Origin of the sequence: Pantoea endophytica, assembly GCF_002858935.1 — a bacterium.
Taxonomy (GTDB): domain Bacteria; phylum Pseudomonadota; class Gammaproteobacteria; order Enterobacterales; family Enterobacteriaceae; genus Pantoea; species Pantoea leporis.
In genome coordinates this window covers 18,980-39,048 of sequence record NZ_PJRT01000031.1, presented here as the reverse complement: position 1 = coordinate 39,048, position 20,069 = coordinate 18,980, and the positions used below count along the sequence as shown (strand labels likewise).

The following is a 20,069-nucleotide window of genomic DNA, read 5'->3' as shown; positions in this document are numbered from 1 at the left end:
GCGCTACCTTGACGACTTTTTCGTCTCAGCGTAACATGCGCGCACTATTATCATGAGAGGACAATGCCTTGGACGCGCCCAGTCGATGCTGGCTCAATCACCTGTTTAACAGGAACTCCTAAGGTTACCTCTTTTAGCTGGTAGCCTTAGCGGTTAACAGCGACCTCCCTTTTTTACTCTCGTCGCGTGAGTTAGCACTGATTTATCCTTGAAGCGAAAGTTTCCGTGTTCAGGCTTCGCCGTGCCCGTAATTTATAGTGGTCACCGCCTTGTCCCATTCCGAAAAAATGGGGAGTTATTGCTATGCTGAGCGCATTTAAACTTGATCGTAATCGCCTGACGCGCATCGAGCTGGAAGAAGATAACGACAAACTCAACACGTCTGTTTGGGTTGATCTGATCGAACCTGACGACAGCGAACGCGATCGCGTGCAATGCGAGCTCGGCCAGAGCCTGGCGACGCGTCCGGAGCTGGAAGACATCGAAGCCTCGGCGCGTTTCTTCGAAGACGAAGACGGCCTGCACATTCACTCCTTCTTCTTCTTTGAAGATGCCGAAGACCACGCTGGCAACTCCACCGTGGCATTCACCATCCGCGAAGATCGCCTGTATACGCTGCGCGAACGCGAACTGCCAGCTTTCCGTCTCTATCGCATGCGTGCGCGCAATCAGATGCTGACCGATGGCAACGCCTATGAGCTGCTGCTGGATCTGTTTGAGACCAAAATCGAACAGCTGGCGGATGAGATCGAGAACATCTATAGCGCGCTGGAGAAACTCAGCCGCGTGATCATGGAAGGCCAGCAGGGCGAAGAGTACGATCAGGCGTTGTCGCGTCTGGCGGAGCTGGAAGATATCGGCTGGAAAGTGCGGTTATGTCTGATGGATACCCAGCGTGCCCTCAACTTCCTGGTGCGCAAAGCGCGTCTGCCGGGCAACCAGCTGGAGCAGGCGCGTGAAATCCTGCGCGATATCGAATCGCTGTTGCCGCATAACGAATCGCTGTTCCAGAAGGTCAACTTCCTGATGCAGGCGGCAATGGGCTTCATCAATATTGAGCAGAACCGCATCATCAAGATCTTCTCAGTGGTTTCGGTGGTATTCCTGCCGCCCACGCTGGTGGCATCCAGCTACGGCATGAACTTCGAGTTTATGCCGGAGCTGAAATGGAGCTTTGGTTATCCGGGCGCGATTAGCCTGATGATTCTCGCTGGCCTGGCGCCGTACCTCTATTTCAAACGCAAGAACTGGTTGTAACCGTTCTCAAGTCCAGGTCGTCATGAATGACGACCCTACAAAACCGCTCATGACAAATGTAGGGGCGCCATTTATAGCGACCTGGTAGATAAACTTAAATTTTCTGCGTAACCTGTTGGCTCTGCTCACTATCTGATTCTCTCCTATGGCGCGCTTCTCACTGCGACTTCAGTGGACACTGCTGCTGATTGCTTCGTTAGTGCTGGGGATTATCCTCCAGCTGTTCCATCTTCCTGCGGCCTTGCTGCTTGGCCCGATGATCGTCGGCACCTTTATGGGCTTGTCCGGCGCGACTGTTCGCATCGATAAACGTTTCTTCGTGCTGGCACAAGCGGTGCTCGGCTGCATGATTGGCCAGAGCTTATCGCCGGGCATTCTCACACCGCTGATCCAGGATTGGCCGGTGGTGTTGGCGGTGCTGGTGCTGACGTTGGCGGCCAGCGGCCTGTCCGGCTTTCTTCTGGTACGCTTCAGTAGTTTGCCCGGCCCAACCGGCGCATGGGGATCGTCGCCCGGCGGCGCTTCGGCGATGGTGGCGATGGCCGGTGATTTCGGGGCGGATGTGCGGCTGGTGGCGTTTATGCAGTATCTGCGCGTGCTGTTTGTCGCCACCGCTGCGGCCGTGGTGGCGCGCATTGGCCTCGGCACCCACGGCGGTGCAGCTGATCTGGTATGGTTTCCCGCGCTGCACAGCAGCTTTCTGCTGACGCTGCTGGTGATGGTCGCCGGTGCGTGGCTCGGCCAGAGGCTGCGAATTCCTTCTGGTGCCTTGCTGCTACCCGCGCTGATCGGTGCGGTATTGCACGGCACCGATGTGGCGACTTTGCAGGTTCCGGAATGGCTGCTGGCGCTAGCCTATGCACTGATTGGCTGGAGCGTGGGATTGCGTTTCACCCGACCGATTTTCAAACTTGCGCTGCGAACGCTGCCGCAAATGTTGCTGTCGATTTTTGGTTTGATGCTGTTGTGCGGCGGATTAGCCTGGATGCTAACGCGCGTGCTACACGTCGATCTGATGACCGCCTATCTGGCAACCAGCCCGGGTGGGCTGGATACCGTGGCGATTATTGCGGCCGGCACGCGCGTCGATATGGCTTTTGTCATGGCGCTGCAGACGCTGCGTCTGTTCACCATTCTGCTTACCGGTCCGGCGCTGGCGCGTTTTATTTCACGCTACGCGCATGCGCGCCCGAGCTGAGAACGCAACCGCATCAATAATGAACACGGCGAGCGCCAGCCAGATAAAGCCGAAGGTCACCATTTTATCCGGCGTCAGGCGCTCGCCGTAGAACAGCACCGCCAGCAGGAACATCAGCGTCGGACCCAGATACTGGAAGAAACCGACGGTCGATAAGCGCAGACGCGCGCAGGCGGCAGCAAAAAACATCAGCGGAATGGTGGTGATAATGCCCGCTGCGACCAGCTTGAGATTGAGGCTCATGGCGTTGGCGCTGAGATGGCTGGTGGCGCTATCGGCAAAACCAAACAGGTAAATCGCCGCCAGCGGGAATAGCCACAGCGTTTCGATCAACATGCCACTTTGCGCATCGACCTGAATTTTTTTGCGCACCAAACCGTACAAAGCAAAACTCAACGCCAGGCCAAGGCCGATAATCGGCAGCGATCCAAACTGCCACAGCTGCACCAGCACGCCGGTGGTCGCCAGCAGTACCGCCAGCCACTGCAAGCGGCGGAAGCGTTCGCGCAGGAACAGCATGCCAAACACCACATTAATCAGCGGGTTGATAAAGTAGCCGAGGCTGGCTTCCAGCATGTGCTGATTGTTCACTGCCCAGATAAACAGCAGCCAGTTGCCGCCAATGGTGATGGCGGTCAGCGCCAGCAGCAGCACCTTTTTCGGCTGAGCTAGTACGCTACGTACCTGCGCCCAGCTACGCGTCAAAGTGATCAACAGCAGCATAAACAGTGCGGACCAAATCACGCGATGCGTCATGATCTCGGTAGCGGGTACCTCTTTGACCAGCTTGAAGTAGGCGGGGGCGATGCCCCAAATGAAGTAAGCGCAGAGCGCGTAGCCAATACCCTGGCGAGTTTGTTGCGAATCCATCATGTCATTCCAGAAGTACTGATTAGCCAATCATGTAGGTGGCGGTAGCGGTGGCGATGTAATCGCCTTGCTGGTTATGTAACTCCACGCGCGCCACAGCGACTTTGTTGCCGCCGCGCAGCAGGCTGCTGGTGGCGACAAAGCGCTCGCCGCGGCCAGGGCGCAGATAATCCACGCGCATATCGATGGTGCCCATGCGCGACAGGCGCTGACGCAGCTCTTCCTCGGTAATGCTCTCCTGACGCGTCAGCGCATAGCTGACACACACCAGCCCGGCGGCGACATCGAGCACTGAAGCGATCACGCCGCCGTGCAGAATCTGCTGCGCCGCGTTGCCGACCAGCATGGTTTTATTGGCGAAGCCGAGTTCGGCGTAATCCGCTTCCAGTCGATCCAGCTCTAATCCGAGCGCCTGATTGAAGGGCATGTGATAAACAAAGATTTCGCCAATCAGACGACGCGCTTCCTGCTGTGTCAGCAACGGGGATGACATAATGCCTGCCTTAAAATGTTAACGAGTTGTGTATATTATGCCGCGTTCGAGCCGCTTTCCAGTTTCGGAAATCGGCGCTGATCAACCGCAGGTTTTGCGTGTAGAATGGCCTGCTTTTTGAACCGTCACTTGACGATTACTACACGCAGTTCTCTGGAGAATTCTATGCGTAAGCATTACGCCTTGCTGGCCGCGGCGCTGATCCTTCCTGGCCTGGCGCAGGCTGAAGAAGCCACGATAAAAGAGGTTCATGATGCACCGGCAGTGAAGGGCAGCATTATCGCTAACCTGCTGGAGAAACACGATAACCCGTTCGTGCTTTATCCTTACGAAAATAACTATCTGCTCTACACCTACACCAGCGACATGAACAAAGAGGCGATCTCTTCGTACAACTGGGCAGACAAAGCTAAAAATGATGAAGTAAAATTCCAGCTCAGCCTGGCGTTTCCGCTGTGGCGCGGCATTTTAGGCGATAACTCGGTGCTGGCGGCGTCTTATACTCAGCGCTCGTGGTGGCAGCTCTCGAACCGTGGTGCGTCATCACCGTTCCGTGAAACCGATTATGAGCCACAAATTTTCCTCGGCTGGGCCACCGATTACACCTTCGCAGGCTGGACCTTACGCGATGTGGAAACCGGCTTAGTGCATCAGTCGAACGGCCGCAGCGAGCCGACCTCACGCAGCTGGAACCGCGTTTACGCGCGCTTCATGGCGCAGAACGGCAATCTGCTCGCAGAGATCAAACCCTGGTATCGTCTGCCTGAAAGTGAAAGCAATGACGATAACCCGGACATCACCAAATACATGGGTTACTACCGCGCCAAGCTCGGCTACATGATGGGCGAGAACATTTTCAGCGTGGAAGGTAACTACAACTGGAACAGCGGCTTTGGCGGTGCAACCTTCGCCTGGAGCTACCCGATCTCTGAACACGTGCGCTTTTACACGCAGGTCTTCAGCGGTTATGGTGAATCATTGATCGACTATAACCATCGCCAGACGCGCTTTGGCGTGGGCGTGACGCTCAACGATCTGTTCTAACCCGCAACAAAGACAGGATTACCGTGGCAACATCGGCAGTGCTTAATCAGGAAATGCTGGCGCAGCAGGTATTACAAGATACCTTCGGCTATCAGCAGTTCCGCCCAGGTCAGCAAAACATCATCGAAACCGCCCTGTCAGGACGCGATTGTCTGGTGGTGATGCCGACTGGCGGCGGCAAATCGCTGTGCTATCAAATCCCGGCGCTGGTGCGCGAAGGGCTGACGCTGGTGGTTTCACCGCTGATTTCACTGATGAAAGATCAGGTCGATCAGCTGCTGGCCAACGGCGTGGCTGCAGCGTGCCTCAACTCGACGCAGACGCGTGAGCAGCAGCAGCAGGTGTTTGCGGATTGTCGTACCGGCAAGCTCAAGCTGCTATATATCGCGCCTGAACGTCTGATGATGGACAATTTCCTCGACAGCCTGCACCAGTGGAATCCGGTGATGCTGGCGGTGGATGAAGCGCACTGTATTTCGCAGTGGGGCCACGATTTCCGTCCGGAATATGGCTCGATCGGCCAGCTGCGTCAGCACTTCCCTGATTTGCCGGTCATGGCATTGACCGCCACCGCCGATGAAACCACGCGTAACGATATCGTCCATCTGTTGCAGATGGACGATCCGCTGATTCAAATCAGTAGCTTTGACCGCCCCAATATTCGCTACACGCTGGTGGAGAAATTCAAACCCACTGAGCAACTTCTGCGTTATGTGCAGGATCAGCGCGGCAAAAGCGGCATCATTTACTGTAACAGCCGCGCCAAAGTGGAAGACACCGCCGCGCGCCTGCAGAGCCGTGGTTTGAGCGTTGGCGCGTATCACGCCGGCATTGATAGCGCGCAGCGTGCCAGCGTGCAGGAAGCTTTTCAGCGTGACGATCTGCAAATCGTGGTCGCCACCGTGGCGTTCGGGATGGGCATTAACAAACCCAACGTGCGCTTTGTGGTGCACTTCGATATTCCGCGCAACATCGAATCCTATTATCAGGAAACCGGCCGCGCCGGGCGCGATGGCCTGCCTGCCGAAGCGATGATGCTTTACGATCCGGCCGACATGGCGTGGCTGCGTAAATGTCTGGAAGAGAAAGTGCCCGGCCCGTTGCAGGATATTGAACGCCACAAACTCAACGCGATGGGCGCGTTTGCTGAAGCGCAAACCTGTCGTCGTCTGGTGTTGCTGAACTATTTCGGCGAAGGTCGCCAGCAGCAGTGCGATAACTGCGATATCTGCCTCGATCCGCCGCGTCGCTACGACGGTTTGCTGGAGGCGCAAAAGGCGCTGTCGAGCATCTATCGTACCGGCCAACGCTTTGGAATGGGCTATATTGTTGAAGTTTTGCGCGGCGCCAGCAATCAGCGCATTCGCGACAACGGCCACGACAAACTGCCGGTGTACGGCCTGGGCCGCGAGCACAGCCACGAACACTGGATCAGCGTGCTGCGTCAGCTGATTCACCTCGGGATGGTAACGCAAAACATCGCCATGCATTCGGCGCTGCAACTCACCGAAGCGGCGCGTCCGGTATTACGTGCGGAAGTGCCGCTGATGCTGGCGGTGCCGCGTATCGTGACGGTGAAAACGCGCGGCAGCAGTTCGCCGAAAGTGCACAGCGGCAATTATGATCGCCAGCTGTTTGCCAAGCTGCGTAAGCTGCGCAAAGCAATTGCTGATGAAGAGAATATTCCGCCGTACGTGGTGTTTAACGATGCCACGCTGATTGAAATGGCAGAACAAATGCCGATTAGCGCGTCAGAAATGCTCAGCGTGAACGGCGTCGGTCATCGCAAACTGGAGCGTTTTGGTAAGCCGTTCCTGGTGATGATCAAAGAACATGTTGATGAAGGTTAGAGGAAAAAACTCATGCTGATGTTATTCGCCACCGTCGCGCTGGTGCATCTGGTTGCGCTGATGAGTCCCGGCCCGGACTTCTTCTTTGTGTCGCAAACGGCGGCAAGCCGCTCGCGCAAAGAGGCGATGATGGGCGTTCTGGGCATTACGTTGGGCATTGTGATCTGGGCCGGTGTGGCGCTGATGGGCCTGCATCTGATCCTGGAAAAAATGGCCTGGCTGCATGAAATCATTATGGTCGGCGGCGGATTGTATCTGCTGTGGATGGGCTGGCAGCTGATGCGCTCAGCGCGTCAACGTCATAAGCAGCCACAATCGGAAGCACCAGTGGTGGAGCTGCCGAAAAAGGGCATGAGTTTCCTGAAAGGTTTCCTGACTAACCTGTCGAACCCAAAAGCGATCATCTACTTCGGTAGCGTATTCTCATTGTTTGTTGGCAACGACGTTGGCGCGTTGGAGCGCTGGGGGTTGTTCCTGCTGATTATCGGAGAGACGTTCGCGTGGTTTACGCTGGTGGCGGCGATTTTCGCTATGCCGTGGATGCGTGATAAGTATCAGCGAATGGCGAAGTGGGTGGATGGTATGGCGGGCGTGTTATTCGCCGGTTTTGGCATTCACCTTATCATTTCACGTTAAGCCTGGTTTACTTGCCATTTCGGTACCGGGCAGTGCTCGCCCTCCTCACGTACGACGTGTACGCTCCGGGGGCTGCGCGCTGGCCGGCACCGAACTGGCTGCGCCACCGACGGCTTTGAAGTGGGTGCGATTTTCTTTTACGCCATTCTGCGTGCGCTGGCTAGCAGCGCGCCTACTGCCATAAACAATCCACCAAAGGTGCGGTTCAGCAGCTTCATCTGCTTCGGTCCTTTAATCCAGCCGGCGATACGCGTTGCCAGCGTGGCGTAACCAATCATTACGATGATATCGACCACAATGGTGGTCACGCCCAGCACCAGATATTGCATGAGCTGCGGCTGGTGCGGCTGAATAAACTGCGGAAACAGCGCAGCGAGAAACACGATGCTTTTCGGGTTGGTGAGGTTTACCAACACGGCACGCTTAAACAGGCGGCGACGCGGCATCGCTTTGGCAACGGCGTCGAGGTCGATGCCACCCGCGGAGCGCCACTGCTGAATGCCCAGCCATACCAGATAGGCTGCGCCGGCCCACTTCAGGACTTCAAATGCCAGAATCGATTGGGAAAACAGCGCACCTAAACCGGCGCCGACCAGCACAATATGAATGGCCAGACCCAGCTGCAAGCCGGTAATCGATGCCGCTGCGCCGCGATAGCCGTGACTGATGCCGGTGCTCATGGTGTTGATCGCGCCGGAACCGGGTGAAAGGCTAAGGATGGTTGTGGTCAGCAGATAGGTTAACCACCATTCAATGGTCATGTGTGACATTCCCTGAAGTTAGCGAAGTGTGACACAATACGACAGAAAATCGCCGCACGCTACGCAGCACAGGCGCGCAAATCACGTTTTTTTCAGGGGGACGGATGCAGCAGCATAAACAGAGTTGGCTCGGACGTGAGCGAGGCTTTTCGGCCTTTGCCACCGGTCCGCTGCTCGACTTCTGGCGTCGCCGTGAAGAGTGTGAATTCACTGGCGTCGGCAACCTCAAGATTCGCTACGTCCGTTTCACCTCACCGCAACATCGTCGTGTCATTCTGGTCGTGCCTGGCCGCATTGAGAGCTACATCAAGTATCCCGAACTGGCTTACGACCTGTTCATGTGCGGCTACGATGTGGTGATTCTCGACCATCGCGGTCAGGGACGCTCTGAACGTCTGCTGGAAGATTCGCATCGCGGCCATGTGGTGGAATTTGGCGACTACGTTGACGATCTGGAAACGCTGTATCTGAAAGAGATCGTGAGTCCACATTATCAGCAGCGCTACGTGCTGGCCCACTCGATGGGCGGCGCGATTTTAGCGCTGTTTCTGGCGCGTCAGCCGCAGGCGTTTCATGCTGCGGTATTCTCCGCGCCGATGTTTGGCATTGTGCTGCCGCTGCCCGACTGGATGGCGCACCGCATTCTGGACTGGACCGAGAAACTGCCGGCGCTGCGTGAAGGTTACGCGCTGGGCACCGGGCGCTGGCGCGCCAATCCGTTTGGCATCAACCGCCTGACGCATAGCCGCGAACGCTATCGCCGTAATCTGCGTTTTTACGCCGACGATCCGGCAATTCGCGTCGGTGGCCCCACTTATCACTGGGTGCGCGAAGGCGTGCAGGCCGGGCGGGACATCTTCAATCAAGTAGCGAACATCACCACGCCGACCTTGCTGCTGCAGGCCAGTGAAGATGATGTGGTGGATAACCGCTCACAAAATCTATTTTGTACGGCGATGGCCGCAGCAGGACATCCCTGCGCGGGCAACGCGCCGTATGTGATCAAAGGAGCGCGTCATGAGATCTTGTTTGAAACAGACGCGATGCGTGCCGAAGCGCTAAACGCGGTGGTCGATTTCTTTGAACGCCACGCTTAATCAATTTTACTTTCCGATATCAACACCCGAGGTTTACATGTATCACATCGTCGCATCCGACCTGGATGGCACGCTGCTCTCTCCGGACCACCGCCTGACGCCGTTCGCGCGCACCACGCTGCAGGAACTGGTGGCGCGTGATATCCACTTTGTCTTTGCCACCGGCCGTCACTACATCGACGTCGGACAGATGCGCGATAAGCTCGGCATTCCGGCTTACATGATCACGTCTAATGGCGCACGCGTGCACAACGCCGCAGGTGAACTGGTGTTCAGCCACAATCTTGACGCCGACATCGCCAGCGATCTGTATGGCCTGCAATATCATGACGAGCATATCCTGACGCACGTCTATCGCGACGATGAGTGGTTCATGAGCCGTCATCGTCCGGATGAGCAGGACTATTTCCGTGAATCGGTGTTTAACTATCAGGTTTACCAGCCGGGCATGCTGCCGACTGATGGCATCAGCAAAGTGTTCTTCACCTGCGAAGATCCGGAGCGGTTGATTCCCATGGAGCAGGCGATTGAAGCGCGCTGGGGCGATCGCGTGAATGTCAGCTTCTCGCTGCCAACGTGTCTGGAAGTGATGGCGGGCGGCGTTTCCAAAGGTCACGCGCTGGAAGCGGTAGCGAAACAGCTCGGCCACTCGCTGAAAGCGTGCATCGCCTTCGGTGACGGCATGAATGATGTGGAGATGCTCAGCATGTCGGGCAAAGGCTGCATCATGCGCAATGCGCAGCAGCGTTTGAAAGATACCTTGCCGACGCTGGAAGTGATTGGCAGCAACGCGGATGACGCCGTGCCGCACACGCTGCGTAAACTGTTCCTCGCCTAGAAAAAAGGGCCGGTCATCACCGGCCCTTTTTCGTTATGACAACTGTTTCTTGTGCTTGTGCTCACTGACCATGGTGAGCAGCAGCAGAATCACTGCCAGCACCGATCCGCCAATCATCACAATGAATCCGCCGTCCCAGCCGAAATAATCCACGGTGTAACCGACAATCGCACTCGCCGCAACCGATCCGCCGAGATAGCCAAACAGCCCGGTAAAGCCCGCTGCCGTTCCGGCCGCTTTTTTCGGTGCCAGTTCCAGCGCGTGCAAGCCAATCAGCATCACAGGACCGTAAATCAGGAAGCCGATCACAATCATGCACAGCATGTCGATGCCTGGATTGCCTGGAGGATTCAGCCAGTACACCACGGTGGCGATGGTCACCAGCGTCATAAAGAACACGCCGGTTGCGCCACGGTTGCCGCGGAACACTTTGTCCGACATCCAGCCGCACAACAGCGTGCCGGGAATACCGGCATATTCGTAAAAGAAGTAGGCCCACGAGGATTTATCCAGCGTGAAGTGCTTCACCTCTTTCAGGTAGGTCGGCGACCAGTCGAGAATGCCGTAACGTAGCAGGTACACAAACACGTTCGCCAGTGCGATGTACCACAGTAGCTTGTTGGGCAGAATGTACTGCATGAAAATCTGCTTCGCCGTCAGCTCCTGCTCGTGATCCTCGTTGTAATCCGGCGGATAATCATTTTTCCACGCTTCAATCGGCGGTAAACCGCAAGATTGTGGTGTGTCACGCATCAAGGCGAAGGCAATAATCGCGATGAGGATGGCGCCAAACGCCGGCATATACAGCGCGGCTTTCCAGTCGTTAAACCACGCCATGCCGAGCAGGAACAGCAACGGAGGAATACCGCCGCCGACGTTATGCGCGCAGTTCCATACCGACACAATTCCGCCGCGCTCTTTCTGCGACCACCAGTGCACCATGGTGCGCCCGCACGGCGGCCAGCCCATGCCCTGGAACCAGCCGCACAGGAACAGCAGTACAAACATCACCATGATGCTGGAGGTGGCCCACGGCACGAACCCCATCACCAACATTACCGCTGCGGCAAGGATCAATCCGGCGGGCAAAAACACGCGCGGATTCGAGCGGTCTGAGACCGAGCCCATAATGAATTTCGAGAAGCCGTAAGCGATGGAAATGCCCGATAGCGCAAAGCCGAGATCCCCGCGCGAGAAGCCTTGTTCCACCAGATAAGGCATTGCCAGCGCAAAGTTTTTACGCACCAAATAGTAGGCGGCATAGCCAAAAAATATTCCCAGGAAAATCTGCCAGCGCAGACGACGATAAAGCGGATCAACACGATCATCGGCCACTTGTGGGCGATGCGGTGCAGGTTTGAAAATACTCAACATGAGTGTGGCCCTCCAGGGCGCGATATAGTTATGAGTTCCCAGCAGGTTGGGGCAAAAACAGGCAGTAAAAATGGCAAAGCGAAGTTTCCATTTCGCGCAAAGGATAGTGATGGTCACGCGCAGTTACTGTGACATGTGACACATATGTTACAGTTTTATGACAATTGAGAGCGAAAAAAACCAGGAAATGTTGTATTTCGCGCATTTTTAGCCGGTCGTAAAAATGAGGTTCGAAAATTATTCGTCGTTATTTTATCCACTTGTAAACCAGATAGTTCACCCCGATTTCGACAGTTTGTTTACACTAGCGCCACTGTTCATTTTGAGATCGTTACCGTGCCGTTACTGATCGTTACCACCATTCTGTGGGCCTTTTCCTTCAGTTTGATCGGGGAATACCTCGCAGGTCAGGTGGATTCCTGGTTCTCTGTTTTGATGCGTCTGGCGCTCGCCGCCATCGTTTTCCTGCCGTTCCTGCGCTGGCGCGGTTACCGTGCTTCCACCATCCTGCTGTATATGCTGGTGGGCATGCTGCAGCTTGGCATCATGTATTTATTAAGCTTTGAGGCTTATCTGTATCTCAGCGTGACCGAGTTCCTGCTGTTCACCGTGATGACGCCGCTGTATGTCACGCTGATCTACGATTTGCTCAGCCGACGTCCGCTGCGTATCGGCTATGCCTTCAGCGCGCTACTGGCGGTAATCGGTGCGGCGATTATTCGTTACGACAAAGTCAGCGACCATTTCTGGTTCGGCTTGCTGCTGGTACAGGCGGCAAACATCTGCTTCGCCATCGGCATGGTGGGCTACAAACGCCTGCAGGAAACTCGCCCGATGCCGCAGCACACCGCATTTTCGTGGTTCTATCTGGGCGCGGTGATGATCGCGGTGATCGCCTGGAGCTTGTGGGGCAATCCGAACAAACTGCCGACCACGTCGCTGCAGTGGGGCATTCTGGTGTGGCTAGGCGTGGCGGCTTCAGGTTTGGGCTACTTCATGTGGAACTACGGCGCTACGCAGGTGGATGCTGGCACGCTGGGTATTATGAACAACATGCATGTGCCAGCGGGCTTGCTGGTGAATCTGGCGATCTGGCAGGAGAAACCGCATTGGCCAAGTTTTCTCGCCGGTGCCGCCGTGATTTTCGCATCCCTTTATGTGCACAAACGCTGGGTATTAGGTAAGAAAAGCAACGCATAGGCTAAAAGGGAAGGGATAGCGCGGCAGTGGAGCAAAGCATCCGAGCCATGGATGGCGAGGCTGATCCACAAGGAAGTGGTTTCCCTTTGCGATCTGCTGCGCTATCCCTGACCCGGCTCGAACAAAGAAGCGATTAACCCTTCTTAGCCGGCCCCGGACGATGAATCATCGTCAACCCTTTCAGGAAATTACGCAGAATCTGATCGCCGCATTCGCGGAAATTCTTATGATCTGGGTTGCGGAAAATCGCGCCAACTTCAGCCTGTGAGATCTTAAAGTTCGCTTTCAGCAGCACATCCGGAATATCGGTGGTCTTCAGCTCAAAGGCGATACGCAATTTCTTCATGAAAATGTTGTTATTCATGCGGCGCTCAATCGAAGGCGCGGGCGCATCTTCACTCTTACCGCGACGGTAAAAAATCAGACCGTTAAGGAAATATCCCATCAATACATCTGGCAGCTTGCGAAACGCGGCATCGTCATCTTTCTTCATCCACGCCTGCACGTCTTCCAGCGGCACTTCACTTCCCGCCAGGGCAAAAATCTCCACCACTTTGCTATCGCTCAAATCCAGCATATAGCGCACGCTGCGCAGAACATCGTTACTCATCATGGTGAAACTCTCTTGGTCGCGGGTTGAGGCGGCGCATTATAGAGCAGGCGGGGCAGGGATAACAGCGCGGGCGACCTTCGCCGCCCAACAACATCAGGATGAGGTGATTTGCAGTGAGCCGGGACGCGCGGCATCGCGCACGAAGGGCAGATGTTCACAGGCGTGCTGACGGGCAAACCGCACAAAGGCTTCCATTACCGGCTGACGCTGCTCGCCTTCGCGTACGGCGGCATACAAGCGGCTCCACAAACCATCGCCTAGGGTCTTGGTCACCACTAAACCCTGCTGCTCAAAATTCTCTACTACCCAATGTGGCAGCGCGGCGATGCCCATACGCGCCGACACCATCTGAATCAGCAGCAGCGTGTTATCCACGCTCTTCAAGGCTGGACTGACGCCCGCAGGCTGCAGGAAATGGCGCCACACATCTAAACGCTGACGCTGCACCGGATAAATCATCAGCACTTCATCGGCCATATCTTCCGGAGCAATGTGCTCAAGCTGCGCCAAAGGATGATCCGGTGCCATCACCAAACGCACTTCAAAATCGAACATCGGTGAATAAAACAATCCACTGCGCGGCAAAATATCGGAGGTCAACACCACATCCAGCTCGCCCTGTTGCAACGCGGGTTGCGGATCAAAGGTCACGCCGGATTTGAAATCCATCACCACCTGCGGCCAGCTCTGGCGGAAATTATTTAGCGCGGGCGTCAGCCACTGAATACAGCTGTGACACTCAATGGCGATACGTAACGTGGCCTGATGCGGCTCATGACACGCCTGCAAAGCCTGCTGAATCTGCGGTAAAACCTGCTCAGCCAACTGCAGCAAAATCTCTCCCTGCGGCGTAAAACGCAGCGGCTGGCTTTTACGCACAAACAGGCGAAAACCCAGCCGCTGCTCCAGATCGCTGAACTGGTGGGATAACGCCGATTGCGTCTGATGAAGCTGGGAGGCGGCGGCAGCTAACGAGCCGGTGTTCCGTAACGCCTGCAGCGTCCGCAGGTGTTTGAGTTCGATCATGAGAATCCTTCACATCGAGATTGAACAAATTGCGCTTGAGGAACATACAGTACCCGCAGATTATGGCGGTGTAAACATCTGGACGGCTAAACATCTCTGCCCCCTATTCAGTTAAGAATATCTGGAGAACAGAAAATGACCATTCTGAACCACACTCTCGGTTTCCCTCGCGTTGGATTGCGTCGTGAATTGAAAAAAGCACAGGAAAGCTATTGGGCAGGTAAAAGCTCACAGGAAGAGCTACTGGCGGTGGGGCGTGAACTGCGCGCCCGTCACTGGCAACAGCAGAAAGAGGCGGGCGTGGATCTGCTGCCAGTCGGCGATTTCGCCTGGTACGATCACGTGCTCACCACCAGCCTGCTGCTGGGTAACGTGCCAGCTCGTCACCAAAATCAGGATGGCTCGGTCGATCTCGACACGCTGTTCCGCCTTGGCCGTGGCCGCGCACCAAGCGGTGAACCGGCGGCAGCGGCGGAAATGACCAAATGGTTCAACACCAATTATCACTACATGGTGCCGGAATTCACTCAAGGGCAGCAGTTCAAACTGACATGGACTCAGTTGCTGGATGAGGTTGATGAAGCGCTGGCGCTCGGGCACAAGATTAAACCGGTGCTGCTGGGTCCGGTTACCTATTTGTGGCTGGGTAAAGTGAAAGGTACGTCGTTCGACCGCCTGTCACTGCTCAAAGACATTCTGCCGGTTTACCAACAGGTGCTGGCTGAACTGAAAAAACGCGGCATCGAATGGGTACAAATCGATGAGCCAGCACTGGCGCTGGAACTGCCGCAAGCGTGGCGCGATGCCTTCAAACCGGCTTACGACGCGCTGCAGGGCGAAAGCAAATTGTTGCTCACCACCTATTTCGACAGCATCGGTCAGAATCTCGACGTGATCAAAGCGCTGCCGGTGCAAGGTCTGCATGTTGACCTGGTCCACGGCAAAGACGACATCCAACAGGTGAACCAGCAGATTCCCGCGGATTGGCTGCTCTCCGTCGGCGTAATCAATGGCCGTAACGTCTGGCGTGCCGATCTCAGCAGCTGGTTTACGCGCCTGCAGCCGCTGGTGGGGCAGCGTCAACAATTGTGGATTGGATCATCCTGCTCGCTGCTGCACAGCCCAATCGACTTAAGCGTGGAAACGCGCCTCGATGAGGAAGTGAAAAGCTGGTTCGCCTTTGCTCTGCAGAAGTGCGCTGAGCTTGCACTGCTGAGTCATGCGCTGAACAACAACGATGCCGCTTCGCTGGTTGAGTGGAGCGCACCGATTCGTGCGCGTGCCAACTCCACGCGCGTTCACAATGCCGCAGTCGGCGAGCGTCTGGCGAAAATTCAGGCCAGAGACGTTGAACGTGCCAGCAGCTACACCGAGCGTGCCAAAGCGCAGCGTCACCGCTTTAACCTGCCAGCGTGGCCGACCACCACCATAGGTTCATTCCCGCAAACCACCGAAATTCGCGGCCTGCGCCTCGACTTTAAAAAAGGCAACATTGATGGTGGAAACTATCGCACTGGCATCGCCGAACACATCAAACAGGCGATTGTGGAGCAGGAACGTTTGGGCCTCGACGTGCTGGTGCATGGCGAAGCAGAACGTAACGACATGGTGGAATACTTCGGCGAAAACCTCGACGGCTTCGTATTCACCCAAAACGGCTGGGTACAGAGCTACGGCTCACGCTGCGTTAAACCACCGATCATCATCGGCGACGTAAGCCGTCCGCAAGCCATCACCGTTGAGTGGGCGAAGTACGCGCAGTCGCTGACCGACAAACCGGTGAAAGGCATGCTGACCGGTCCAGTGACGATTCTCTGCTGGTCGTTCCCGCGTGAAGATGTAAGCCGTGAAACCATCGCTAAACAGATTGCGCTGGCGCTGCGTGACGAAGTGGAAGATCTGGAAAAAGCCGGTATTGGCATTATTCAGATTGATGAACCGGCACTGCGCGAAGGCCTGCCGCTGCATCAGTCCGATTGGGCGGCGTACCTGGCCTGGGCGGTGGATGCGTTCCGTCTCAATGCCGCCGTGGCGCAGAATGAAACCCAGATCCATACCCACATGTGTTACTGCGAGTTCAATGACATCATGGACTCGATTGCCGCGCTGGATGCGGACGTTATCACCATCGAAACCTCACGTTCCGATATGGATCTGCTGGATACCTTTAAGGAGTTCGACTATCCCAACGAAATCGGTCCGGGCGTGTATGACATTCACTCCCCAAACGTGCCGAGCGTGGAGTGGATGGAAGAGTTGCTGCGTAAAGCGGCGCAGAGCATCCCGGCAGAGCGTCTGTGGGTTAACCCGGATTGTGGCCTAAAAACGCGTGGCTGGGCGGAAACCCGTCAGGCGCTGGCGAACATGGTAAAAGCGGCGCAAAACCTGCGGGGTGAAACGGCTTAGTCGCTGTAAATGAGATTGGGGCGCAAATGCGCCCCTTATTATTACGCGTTTGGCGCTACGCCATACTGCGTGAACCACGCCAGCATGCGTTGCCAGCCATCTTTGGCGGAATCGGCGTGATAACTGGCACGATAATCCGCATTGAAAGCATGTCCTGCATCCGGATACACCACGATTTCCGCCTTGGAATTGGCGGCATGCAGCGCCTGACGCATCTTATCAATGCTCTCCAGCGGGATGCTCTCATCCTGACCACCGTAAAGGCCCAGCACCGGTGCGTTGAGATCCACCGCGATATCGATCGGGTGCTTCTGCTGCTTCAGCGTCTTCTCACCGTCTAAGCGTCCATACCACGCCACCGCTGCACGCACCTGCGGATTGTGCGCGGCAAACAGCCAGCTAATGCGTCCGCCCCAGCAGAAACCGGTAATCGCCAGGCGACGGATATCACCATCGTGGCGCGTGGCCCAGTTGGCCACATGATCGAGATCGGACAACACCTGCGAATCTGGAACTTTGCTCACCAGCTCTTTAAACAGCGTGGGAATGTCGTGGTAATCGTTGGGATCGCCCTCGCGGAAATAGAGTTCCGGAGCGATGGCCAGATAACCTTCCAGCGCCAGACGGCGGCAGACATCGCGGATATGCTCGTGCACGCCGAAAATCTCCTGCACCACCAACACCACCGGCAAGGTGCCTTGGTACTCTTTTGGTCGGGCGTAATAGGCAGGCAGGTTTTCGCCCTGGCTCGCAACTGAGGTCTCGCCAGCATGAATCGCGTCGCTGCCGGTAATAATGGTGCTGCTTGCGGTGGGCTGAACGGCCGGTGCAAAGCCGCCGGGTGCCGTTTTTTGTGCCATATTGTCTTCGGTTTTCATTGTTCTCTCCGTGCTAGCAAATGCGCAATCACGTAACTATAGCCTGGCGAAGTGAAGCAAGGCTGGCGTAGGGTGCAGAGGGATTTTTTCACGTGTGCTGCTTCTCTATTAACATTGCCAACAACACTTACACAGCACCGCTTGTAGCAATTCAGAATTGCACAGCGTGAATGTGTGATTTATATCACATAATGTTTTTCTGATAATGTAAGTTTCATTATCGATGGTGAATTGAGTCACATATTTATGCCGCCTGCTCACGTAGAGTGGCGCGCTCATCCCCAATTATCAGGAGTCTGTTATGGCCCAGTCTGACGTTTTCCACCTTGGCATTACTAAAGCTGATTTGAAAGGAGCCACGTTGGCCATCGTGCCTGGCGATCCTGAGCGCGTGAAGAAAATCGCCGCGTTGATGGACAATCCACAGCATCTGGCTTCACACCGTGAATTCACCAGCTATCTGGCCGAAGTGGATGGCAAACCGGTTGTGGTGTGCTCCACTGGTATCGGCGGACCTTCTACCTCAATTGCGGTTGAAGAGCTGGCGCAGCTTGGCGTGCGCACCTTCCTGCGCGTTGGTACCACCGGCGCTATCCAGCCGCATATTAATGTTGGCGATGTGCTGGTCACTACCGCTTCGGTACGCCTCGACGGTGCCAGCCTGCACTTTGCGCCGATGGAGTTCCCGGCCGTGGCTGATTTCACCTGCACCACCGCGCTGGTGGCAGCGGCAGAAGCGTGCGGCGCGAAAACCCACATTGGTATTACCGCCTCATCTGACACCTTCTATCCAGGCCAGGAACGCTACGACACTTTCTCCGGTCGCGTGGTGAATCGCTTCCAGGGCTCAATGGAAGAGTGGCAGCAAATGGGCGTCCTCAACTATGAGATGGAATCCGCTACACTGTTAACCATGTGCGCCAGTCAGGGACTGCGTGCCGGCATGGTGGCTGGCGTCATCGTTAACCGTACGCAAAAAGAGATCCCGGATGCCGCGACCATGAAGCAGACCGAAAGTGATGCGGTGAAAATTGTGGTTGAAGCCGCGCGTCGCTTAATTTAGTGCGCCAGTCAGGGATGAATTCGAGACCAGGCTTATAAGGAATCCCGCAACTTCCTGATTAGAATGCGCGCAATTTCAGCAGCTACTGAGAAATTTCTTATGCGCAAAATGGTTTCTGTCTCACGTCCCAATTTCATGAATAATCCCGCTACTGCACAATCACGCGTTGAAGGTGCAGCAGCGAGATTTCGCCAGGCGATGGCGGCGAATAATTATCCTCTTGCGCGTCAATGCTGTGAAGAAGTGCTGCGCGTCTTGCCCCATCATATGCAGGTGCTCAGCGACTACGCGCTCACCCTGATGCGCGTTGGCGAATACAAAAAATCTTATAAAATTTACCAGAAGATTTACCAGGCTCCGGCCGCGCAGCGTGCACAGGCATCGGAAACCTGGCTGGATGGATTAACCGAAGTGTGCGGCTGGTTGAATAAAGAAGATGAAGCGGCACGTTACGGCCTCGAATCGCTGCAAAAATCTGATGTGACTTTCAGTAAAGGGGCGAAAGTCGCCTTCCCTTCTGAGACACCACCGCCGATCAACCGCAGTAATCCGGCAGAAAATATCATCTCCTTTAGCCTGTATGGCAGTCAGCCACGCTACTGCGAAACCTTGATTAAAAACATCGAAGTGGCGCGCGAGCTTTATCCCGACTGGATCTGCCGCATCTATCTCGACGACAGCGTGCCGCAGCACGTCTGGCAGCGCCTGACGCAGCCAAACACCCAACTGGTGGATATGTCGCATGAGAAAACTATCTTCCCAACGCTGTGGCGTTTCCTGGTGATGGACGATGACAGCGTCAAACGCTACATCGTGCGTGATGCGGATTCGTTGCTGTCCGAGCGCGAAGTCGTGGCGGTAGAAGCCTGGCTGACTTCGCCTTACTGGTTCCATCATATGCGCGATTACTTCTCGCATACCGAGCTGCTGCTGGCGGGCATGTGGGGCGGCTGCCACGGCGTGTTCCACAACGTTGAGCAGCAGATGCGTGACTTTATCGCGCAATATGAAGGCAGCGAACGATTTACCGATCAGTACTTCCTCAAAGTGGCGCTGTGGCCAACGGTACGTGAGAGCATCTTGAATCATGACGATATTTTCCGCTTCCATCATGCACAACCGTGGCCGGCGCATCAGCCGATTCGCTGGCAAACCGACAGCTTCCACGTCGGTAGTAACGCCGGTTTTGCCAGCATGGCGGGCCAGGTCGAAAACGCTGAGAACGGCTGGCAGCAGGTTGAGATCACCTACGACGGGAAAAGCTGGACCTATCCGGCCAAAATCCAGGGTGAAACCGAATGGGTGTTGCCGATGCCCTTCTTCCTGATTGATGCGTGGAAAGCGGGCGATCTCACCGTAAAAGCCCTCTAATTAGAGAACGTTTTCCCTAAATAATTCGAGTCGCAGGAAGGCGGCAAGCGGCGAATCTCCGGGAGCTTACATCAGTAAGTGACTGGGGTGAGAA

At 55.7% G+C, this 20,069-nt stretch carries 18 protein-coding genes; 11 read left to right on the top strand and 7 right to left on the bottom strand.

What is annotated here, in order from left to right:
• The first annotated feature begins 303 nt into the window (after positions 1-303).
• Both corA and PZBJ_RS18850 read left to right on the top strand, forming a co-directional pair.
• Positions 304-1,257 carry a magnesium/cobalt transporter CorA gene (gene corA, locus PZBJ_RS18855; RefSeq protein ID WP_008105777.1) on the top strand — a complete coding sequence of 318 codons (954 nt, stop codon included), beginning with the start codon at positions 304-306 and terminating at the stop codon, positions 1,255-1,257.
• A 145-nt stretch (positions 1,258-1,402) separates the two neighbouring features.
• Positions 1,403-2,455, top strand: a complete 1,053-nt coding sequence (locus tag PZBJ_RS18850; protein WP_101763752.1) for an AbrB family transcriptional regulator — start codon at positions 1,403-1,405, stop codon at positions 2,453-2,455.
• Here the strand turns inward: PZBJ_RS18850 and rarD are convergent.
• Together rarD and PZBJ_RS18840 are read right to left on the bottom strand one after the other, a co-directional pair.
• Positions 2,426-3,325, bottom strand: a complete 900-nt coding sequence (gene rarD, locus PZBJ_RS18845; RefSeq protein ID WP_101763751.1) for an EamA family transporter RarD — start codon at positions 3,323-3,325, stop codon at positions 2,426-2,428. The two genes, PZBJ_RS18850 and rarD, sit on opposite strands and share 30 nt — an antisense overlap.
• Before the next feature lie 22 nt (positions 3,326-3,347).
• Positions 3,348-3,818, bottom strand: a complete 471-nt coding sequence (locus PZBJ_RS18840; protein ID WP_101763750.1) for a thioesterase family protein — start codon at positions 3,816-3,818, stop codon at positions 3,348-3,350.
• 165 nt (positions 3,819-3,983) lie between these two features.
• Here PZBJ_RS18840 and pldA point away from each other — a divergent pair, with 165 nt between their 5' ends.
• From pldA to rhtC, 3 genes are read left to right on the top strand one after another with little or no spacing between them, the layout of a single operon-like run.
• Entirely contained in the window at positions 3,984-4,862 is an 879-nt protein-coding gene (gene pldA / locus PZBJ_RS18835; protein WP_101763749.1) for a phospholipase A, read from the top strand.
• 23 nt (positions 4,863-4,885) lie between these two features.
• A complete protein-coding gene (gene recQ / locus PZBJ_RS18830; RefSeq protein ID WP_101763748.1) occupies positions 4,886-6,712 on the top strand; it encodes an ATP-dependent DNA helicase RecQ in 1,827 nt (608 codons plus the stop codon).
• 12 nt (positions 6,713-6,724) lie between these two features.
• A complete protein-coding gene (rhtC, locus tag PZBJ_RS18825) occupies positions 6,725-7,348 on the top strand; it encodes a threonine export protein RhtC (RefSeq protein WP_101763747.1) in 624 nt (207 codons plus the stop codon).
• A gap of 137 nt (positions 7,349-7,485) precedes the next feature.
• On the opposite strand, the gene rhtB is transcribed toward rhtC, so the two are convergent.
• On the bottom strand, positions 7,486-8,109 hold the full coding sequence (rhtB, locus tag PZBJ_RS18815; protein WP_101763746.1) for a homoserine/homoserine lactone efflux protein: 624 nt from the start codon (positions 8,107-8,109) through the stop codon (positions 7,486-7,488).
• Positions 8,110-8,213: 104 nt separating this feature from the next.
• On the opposite strand from rhtB, the gene pldB reads away from it, so the two are divergent.
• Together pldB and yigL are read left to right on the top strand one after the other, a co-directional pair.
• Positions 8,214-9,206 (top strand): lysophospholipase L2, encoded by a 993-nt coding sequence (pldB, locus tag PZBJ_RS18810; protein WP_101763745.1) that lies wholly within the window; start codon positions 8,214-8,216, stop codon positions 9,204-9,206.
• 37 nt (positions 9,207-9,243) lie between these two features.
• Positions 9,244-10,044, top strand: a complete 801-nt coding sequence (gene yigL / locus PZBJ_RS18805) for a sugar/pyridoxal phosphate phosphatase YigL (protein ID WP_101763744.1) — start codon at positions 9,244-9,246, stop codon at positions 10,042-10,044.
• Positions 10,045-10,077: 33 nt separating this feature from the next.
• Here yigL and glpT read toward each other — a convergent pair whose 3' ends face one another.
• Entirely contained in the window at positions 10,078-11,418 is a 1,341-nt protein-coding gene (glpT, locus tag PZBJ_RS18800; RefSeq protein ID WP_101763743.1) for a glycerol-3-phosphate transporter, read from the bottom strand.
• A 336-nt stretch (positions 11,419-11,754) separates the two neighbouring features.
• Here glpT and PZBJ_RS18795 point away from each other — a divergent pair, with 336 nt between their 5' ends.
• The gene (locus tag PZBJ_RS18795; protein ID WP_101763742.1) at positions 11,755-12,618 is read left to right on the top strand and encodes a carboxylate/amino acid/amine transporter; all 864 of its coding nucleotides are present in this window, start codon (positions 11,755-11,757) and stop codon (positions 12,616-12,618) included.
• Between the two features lie 133 nt (positions 12,619-12,751).
• On the opposite strand, the gene PZBJ_RS18790 is transcribed toward PZBJ_RS18795, so the two are convergent.
• Positions 12,752-13,231, bottom strand: a complete 480-nt coding sequence (locus PZBJ_RS18790) for a YehS family protein (protein ID WP_101763741.1) — start codon at positions 13,229-13,231, stop codon at positions 12,752-12,754.
• A gap of 93 nt (positions 13,232-13,324) precedes the next feature.
• Complete coding sequence (metR, locus tag PZBJ_RS18785; RefSeq protein ID WP_101763740.1) at positions 13,325-14,257, bottom strand: HTH-type transcriptional regulator MetR; 933 nt, start codon at positions 14,255-14,257, stop codon at positions 13,325-13,327.
• A 135-nt stretch (positions 14,258-14,392) separates the two neighbouring features.
• Between metR and metE the strand changes: the two genes are divergently transcribed.
• Positions 14,393-16,663: a 5-methyltetrahydropteroyltriglutamate--homocysteine S-methyltransferase gene (gene metE, locus PZBJ_RS18780; RefSeq protein WP_101763739.1), complete on the top strand. Its 2,271-nt coding sequence runs from the start codon at positions 14,393-14,395 to the stop codon at positions 16,661-16,663.
• A 41-nt stretch (positions 16,664-16,704) separates the two neighbouring features.
• Here the strand turns inward: metE and PZBJ_RS18775 are convergent, their stop codons facing one another.
• The gene (locus PZBJ_RS18775; protein WP_101763738.1) at positions 16,705-17,541 is read right to left on the bottom strand and encodes a dienelactone hydrolase family protein; all 837 of its coding nucleotides are present in this window, start codon (positions 17,539-17,541) and stop codon (positions 16,705-16,707) included.
• Between the two features lie 301 nt (positions 17,542-17,842).
• Here PZBJ_RS18775 and udp point away from each other — a divergent pair, with 301 nt between their 5' ends.
• Both udp and PZBJ_RS18765 read left to right on the top strand, forming a co-directional pair.
• A complete protein-coding gene (gene udp / locus PZBJ_RS18770) occupies positions 17,843-18,604 on the top strand; it encodes a uridine phosphorylase (protein ID WP_101763737.1) in 762 nt (253 codons plus the stop codon).
• 99 nt (positions 18,605-18,703) lie between these two features.
• Positions 18,704-19,975 carry a tetratricopeptide repeat protein gene (locus tag PZBJ_RS18765; RefSeq protein WP_101763929.1) on the top strand — a complete coding sequence of 424 codons (1,272 nt, stop codon included), beginning with the start codon at positions 18,704-18,706 and terminating at the stop codon, positions 19,973-19,975.
• Positions 19,976-20,069: the final 94 nt, after the last annotated feature.